This is a genomic window from Mycobacterium sp. (assembly GCF_046095365.1).
GTDB lineage: Bacteria > Actinomycetota > Actinomycetes > Mycobacteriales > Mycobacteriaceae > Mycobacterium.
In genome coordinates this window covers 1-5,658 of record NZ_JBJTJF010000197.1, presented here as the reverse complement: position 1 = coordinate 5,658, position 5,658 = coordinate 1, and the positions used below count along the sequence as shown (strand labels likewise).

The window sequence follows — 5,658 nt, the reverse complement described above, 5'->3', positions numbered from 1 at the left end:
CCCGCGCTATCCGGCCGTGGCCGGGCAGAACCTGCGCGGCTTCGGCTGGGACATCGACACACCGCACTCCACGCCGCGCGGCCTGATCTTCCCGGTGGGCAGCTTCGGTCACACCGGGTTCACCGGCGTGACGGTGTGGATAGACCCGGCGTCGGAGACCTACGTGGTGGTGCTGGCGAACGTGATCCACCAACGCGGCGGCCCGCCCGTCGCCAAGCTCAGTGGCGAGATCGCCACCGAGGCCGCCCGCGCCCTGCACCTGTACGGGAACTGAGCATGCGGGTGTATGCCGGCATCGCTAGCCGCGCATGGTCTCGGCCCGGTAGTCGTCGAGTATCCGCCGGAGCGCCGAAACCTCCTCGGGGTCAATGCTGATCGAATCGAGGGTCTCGTTCATCGCGGGGTTCGTCCACACCATCGACGACGCCCGCCGGGTGCGGGCCGAACTGTGGAATGCCGTCGCGCCGGTGAAGCGGGCCAATTCCAGGATGTTGCCGGACCGGACGCCGGAACCCGGCATCACCGTGATTCGGCCACCCGCCCGTCCGACAAGGGTTTTGAGCATGCCCCTGCCGGTGTCGACGTCGGGGTGCAGACCACTGGTGAGGATCCTCGAGCAGCCCAGACCGATGACGTCCTCCAACGCCGTCATCGGATCGCGCACCCGGTCGAAAGCCCGGTGGAAGGTGACCTGCATGGGGCCTGCGCGACGGACCAGCTCCGCGCACCGGTCGACGTCGACCCGGCCGTCGTCGCGGAGCATGCCGATCACCACACCGTCGCAGCCCAGCTGCCCACACTGCTCGATGTCGGCGATCATCGACCGGAATTCGGACTCCGAGTAGCAGAAGTCCCCGCCCCGCGGGCGGATGATCGGGAACAGCTGAACGGCGGTGCTAGCGCGGGCGACGACGATCATCCCGAACGACGGGGTGGTGCCGCCCTCTTCGGGATTGGCGCACAACTCGATTCGGTCGGCCCCGCATTCCCCGGCCGTCAGGCAGGACGCCAGGTCGAATCCGATGACCTCCAACTCCATCGGACTATTATCGCCCGGCACGCCGTGTCCCGGTCCGCGGCGATCCTGCATCTACGACAATTGTCTCTGCGACAATGAGACGGTCGCACGAAATGGGGGCCGCATGAAGCTGCGGGGTCTCGCCGCGGTCGCCCTGGTCTCGGGGGCCGCGCTGGCGGCCGGCCCGGTCTGCGCCGCGCAGACCATGCTGATCGTTCCCGGCGTCGGCTACGTCCTGGGCGACTCACTTCCCCCGAGCCCCGTGGTCCGCCGCTACTACACCCCGTCGGTCGACATCGCCAGTGGCTTCTACCCCGGCGCAACCCCGGTCGTCGTCGACTACCCGGCCTCGATCTTCGGCCGGGGCAGCGTCGCCGGTCACGTCGCCGCGGGGGCCCGGGTCCTCGACGCGATGATCCAGAGCTCACCGGCCCCGACCGTCGTCGCCGGCCATTCGCAGGGCTCGCTCGTCGTCGACGATGTGCAGCGGCTGCTGCGGACCGACCCCGGCGCACCGGCTCCCGACCAGCTGAGTTTCATCGTCTTCGCCGATCCGATGAGGGGTGTGGTGAACACGTTGTTCCGGGACGGCGGCCGGGTCCCGGTCGTCGGGCTCGTCGCCTCGACGCCGGTCGAGAGCCGCTATGACACCGTCGTGGTCACCAACGAGTACGACTTCTGGGGTGACTTCCCCGACCGGCCGTGGAATCCGCTGGCACTGGCCAACGCGGTCGCGGGCGGGGTGTTCGTGCACTCCCGGGCGTCGTTCACACCGTCGGACATTCCGCCGCGCAACGTCGCGGTATCGGTCAACTCCTCTGGCGCGACCGTGACGAGTTATCTCGTTCCCGCACAACGTCTCCCGCTGACCGAGCCGCTGCGCATCGCGGGTGTCGCCGGACCCGTCGTCGATGCCGTCGACCGCGTGCTGCGGCCGATCGTGGACGCGGGCTACTCCCGTAACGACCCGCCCGGATCGCCGCGTCCCTATCTGCGCCACGGCGCGATCCGGACCGCCACGACCCCGGCCGGGGCGGCGGCGCGTGCCGCCCCGCGGATGAAGACGCCGGGCCGGCACACCGACCGGCGCGGCCGGCACAGCGGGCGCCCGGCTGCATAGACTTGACCGCTCGCCCTGGCACATGCCGAAGGAGTCCGGCCGCAGATGTCCCCCAACGACCCGATTTGCCCGCCGAACACGGCCTTCGCCGCGGCGGTGGAGACTGTGCGCCGCGGTGAGGGGACCGTCGACGGGGCCGCCGCGGAACTCGTCGGGCGACTGACCGATCCGGAGTTGCTGTGGCTTCTCGACGGCGACCTGACGATCCTGCGCGGCATTCGCGAGATGTCCGCGCGCTACAACAAGGTGCCGTTCGAGGCCGGCCGGGTCGAGCGGCTGGGCATTCCCGGTTTCCGGTTCACCGACGGCCCGCGCGGGGTGGCGCTGGGTGCGTCCACGGCGTTCCCGGTCGCCATCGCCCGGGCCGCGACCTGGGATCCCGACCTGGAGCGCACGGTCGCGGGCGCCATCGGTTCCGAGGCTCGCGCGCAGGGCGCCAACCTCTGGGCCGGCATCTGCGTCAACCTGGCCTACGCCCCCGGCTGGGGACGCGCTCAGGAGTCCTACGGCGAAGACCCGTTGCTGCTCGGCGCGATGGGGTCCGCCGCCGTAGAGGGAGCCAACCCGTGGGTGCTGTCGTGCGTCAAGCACCTCGCGCTGAACTCCATGGAGGAAGCGCGGTTCCGGGTCGACGTTCAGGTCGCCGAGGATGTGCTCCGCGAGGTGTACCTGCCGCACTTCCGTGCCGCCGTCGAAGCCGGCGCGGACAGCGTGATGAGCGCCTACAACTCGGTGAACGGCACCTGGGCGGGCCAGAATCGCCACCTGCTGACCGAGATCCTGCGCGACGACTGGGGTTTCACCGGATTCGTGATGACCGATTTCATCTGGGGGCTGCGCGATCCGGTCGGGTCGGTGGCCGCCGGCCAGGACCTCGAGATGCCCTTCCGGCAGCAGCGGGCGGCCACCCTGCGGGCGGCCCTGGCGAACGGCGAACTCAAGCGGGAGGACGTCGAACGCGCTGCGCGACGGCAACTCTCGGCTCAGATCCGGCTCGCGCTGCGCGCCCGGCCGATGCCGCCGGCCAGTGTCGTCGCCTCGGCCGGGCACCGGGAACTGGCCCGCGAGGTGGCCCGCCGGTCGGTGGTGCTGCTGCGAAACCGGGAACGGGACGGGCGGGGTGAACTGCCGTGGTCACCGGAGTCGCTGTCGCGGGTCGCGCTGGCCGGGCCGCTGGCCGATCAGCCCAACCAGGGCGACGTGGGCTCGTCGATGGTCAGCCCGCCGTCGTCGGTCACGATCCTCGACGGACTGCGGGAACGTCTGGGCGACAGGCTGATTCATCTGGGGAGCGCCGATCCGGCGGCTGCGGCCGAGGCCGCCCGTGGTGCCGACGCCGCAGTGGTCGTGGTGGGCTTGTCCTCGGTGGACGAGGGCGAGTCGATGATCGGCGTCGACACCGCCACGACCCGGCTGCTCGGCGGCATCGCGCGATTCCGGCCGGTCGCCGCGGTCATGGTCCGGATCGCAACCCGGGTGGCCAGGATGAAGAAGTTCGGCGGTGACCGCCGGGATCTTCGGCTGCGCAGCGCCGACATCGCTCTGATCGCGGCGGTGTCCGCGGCCAATCCGCGGACCGTGGTGGTGGTGATCGGCGGCGGCACCATCGTTGTCGAGCCGTGGGACGCCGGCGTCGCCGCGGTGCTGCTGGCCTGGTATCCCGGGATGGAGGGCGGCCGCGCGATCTCCGACATCCTGCTCGGCGATGCCGAACCGGCCGGACGGCTACCGGTGGCGATCCCGCGCCGGCAGGCCGACCTCCCCCAGGTCGACTGGGACGCCGACACCGTCACCTACGGACGCTGGTGGGGCCAGCGCAAGCTCGACCGCGACGGCGTGGCCGCCGCCTATCCGCTCGGATTCGGTCTGGGCTACACCACGTTCCGGCTGTCCGATCTCGACCTGGGACCGTTGGCGGGCGAGCACTTCCGCGCCCGTGTCACCGTGACCAACACCGGAGTCCGGGCGGGACGGCACGTCGTCCAGGTCTATGCCGTGCAGGCCGCCGACACCGGGCGACCGGTGCACCACCTGGTCGGTTTCCAGTCGGCGCACGTCGAGCCGGGGGAAGGCGTCCGGGTCGACGTCGACTGCTCGATCCGCCCCGTCCAGCGTTGGGGCGGTGCGGGATTCACCCTCGCCGCCGCCGAGGTCACCGTGTGCGCCGCCTCGTACGCGGGTGATCCGGATGCGCTTGAGGCGACGCTGGCGACAGGGCTTTAGCGGGCACCGCCGCGGTCACACCGGCAGTGCGACAACGCTGCCCGCGAACAGCGGCACGTACAGGGTGGTGCCGGACGGGCTGATCCCGATGCCGTTGACGGTGCTGTAGGCGATGGTGCCGATGACGGTGTTGGTGGTGGTGCTGATCACCTGGATCGAGCTGCCGCCGTTGGAGCTTCCGACGTAGACGACCGCGCCGTCGGGGCTGGCCACGATCACGTCCGGCACGCCGCCGATGTTGACGGTGGCCGTCGGCGCGTAATTGCTTGTGCTGTAGACGAGCACATCGCCGCTGGAGTCGACGACGTAGACCGACGTGCCGTCCGGTGTGACAGCGACGGCGGTGATGTTTCCGCCCGTGGTGATGGTGGAGACGATTGTGTTGCCGGCGGTGTCGAAGACCGTGACCGTCCCGGCGCTGCTGCCGACGAAGGCCTTGGCTCCGTCGGGTGTGAACGCGACGGACTGGGCGCCGGTGACGGCCGGTGAGCTGGTGACCGCCCCGGTGGAGGTGTTGATCACCGACACCGTTCCGCTGCCCGAGTTGGTGACGTAGGCCTTGGCCGCGGTGGGGCTGAACGCCACGTCGGTCGGGTTGCTGCCGACGGTGATGGTATCTGTGACGGTGTCGGTGGCGGTGTCGATCACCGAGACGGTGCCGGCGCCGTAGTTGGTGACGTAGGCCTTGGTGCCGTCGGCGCTCAGCGCGACCGCATACGGCGTGGTTCCGACGCTGATCGTGGTGATCACGGACTTGGTGGTGCCGTCGAGCACCGACACCGAGTTGGTGCCGGAGCTGGCGACGTAGATCTTCGACCCGTCGGCGCTGACGGCCACGCCGCGCAGGTCCGACCCGGTGGTGGTGGTGGTGGCGGCCACCGCCGACGCGGTGCCGTTGGCACCGGTGGCACCGGCCGAACCGCCGGTGCCGGCGCTGCCGCCGGTGCCGCCGGTGCCCTTGGTGGCGTCGCCGACGACCAGGGCGGTGGCGTCGCCACCGGTGCCGCCGGCGCCGCCGCTGGTGCCGGTCGCGACTCCGCTGCCGCCGGTGCCCCCGGCGCCCGCGGTGGCGGTTCCGCCGGACCGGGCGTTGTAGGCGTCCCCGCCGGCTCCGCCGGTGGCCCCGGATCCGCCGGCCGCTGTGCCGCTGCCGCCGGCACCGCCGGCACCGCCCGAGGCGTTGCCGCTGGCGGACGAGTTAACCGTCGCCGCACCGCCGTCACCGCCGGCGCCGGGGGCACCGGTGGCAGCGGAGTCGCGGCCGGCACCAGCGGCGGCGCCGGCGGCACCGGTGGCG

Annotated in this window: 5 protein-coding genes; 3 read left to right on the top strand and 2 right to left on the bottom strand. The window is 71.4% G+C overall.

Going from position 1 to position 5,658, the window contains the following annotated elements:
• A partial coding sequence (locus ACKOQ4_RS14975; RefSeq protein WP_526293206.1) for a serine hydrolase occupies positions 1–274 on the top strand: 274 nt, incomplete at its 5' end.
• 24 nt (positions 275–298) lie between these two features.
• On the opposite strand, the gene ACKOQ4_RS14970 is transcribed toward ACKOQ4_RS14975, so the two are convergent.
• Positions 299–1,090 (bottom strand): copper homeostasis protein CutC, encoded by a 792-nt coding sequence (locus tag ACKOQ4_RS14970; protein ID WP_526293204.1) that lies wholly within the window; start codon positions 1,088–1,090, stop codon positions 299–301.
• A gap of 52 nt (positions 1,091–1,142) precedes the next feature.
• On the opposite strand from ACKOQ4_RS14970, the gene ACKOQ4_RS14965 reads away from it, so the two are divergent.
• Complete coding sequence (locus ACKOQ4_RS14965) at positions 1,143–2,138, top strand: PE-PPE domain-containing protein (RefSeq protein WP_526293202.1); 996 nt, start codon at positions 1,143–1,145, stop codon at positions 2,136–2,138.
• Between the two features lie 45 nt (positions 2,139–2,183).
• On the top strand, positions 2,184–4,361 hold the full coding sequence (locus tag ACKOQ4_RS14960) for a glycoside hydrolase family 3 protein (protein WP_526293200.1): 2,178 nt from the start codon (positions 2,184–2,186) through the stop codon (positions 4,359–4,361).
• A 15-nt stretch (positions 4,362–4,376) separates the two neighbouring features.
• On the opposite strand, the gene ACKOQ4_RS14955 is transcribed toward ACKOQ4_RS14960, so the two are convergent.
• A partial coding sequence (locus tag ACKOQ4_RS14955) for a WD40 repeat domain-containing protein (protein WP_526293198.1) occupies positions 4,377–5,658 on the bottom strand: 1,282 nt, incomplete at its 5' end.

What these genes read in the sequence shown, in the direction of transcription:
- ACKOQ4_RS14965 (WP_526293202.1), top strand. Translation starts at nt 1,143, where the DNA reads ATGAAGCTGCGGGGTCTCGCCGCGGTCGCCCTGGTCTCGGGGGCCGCG.
- ACKOQ4_RS14960 (WP_526293200.1), top strand. Translation starts at nt 2,184, where the DNA reads ATGTCCCCCAACGACCCGATTTGCCCGCCGAACACGGCCTTCGCCGCG.
- ACKOQ4_RS14970 (WP_526293204.1), bottom strand. Translation starts at nt 1,090, where the DNA reads ATGCAGGATCGCCGCGGACCGGGACACGGCGTGCCGGGCGATAATAGT.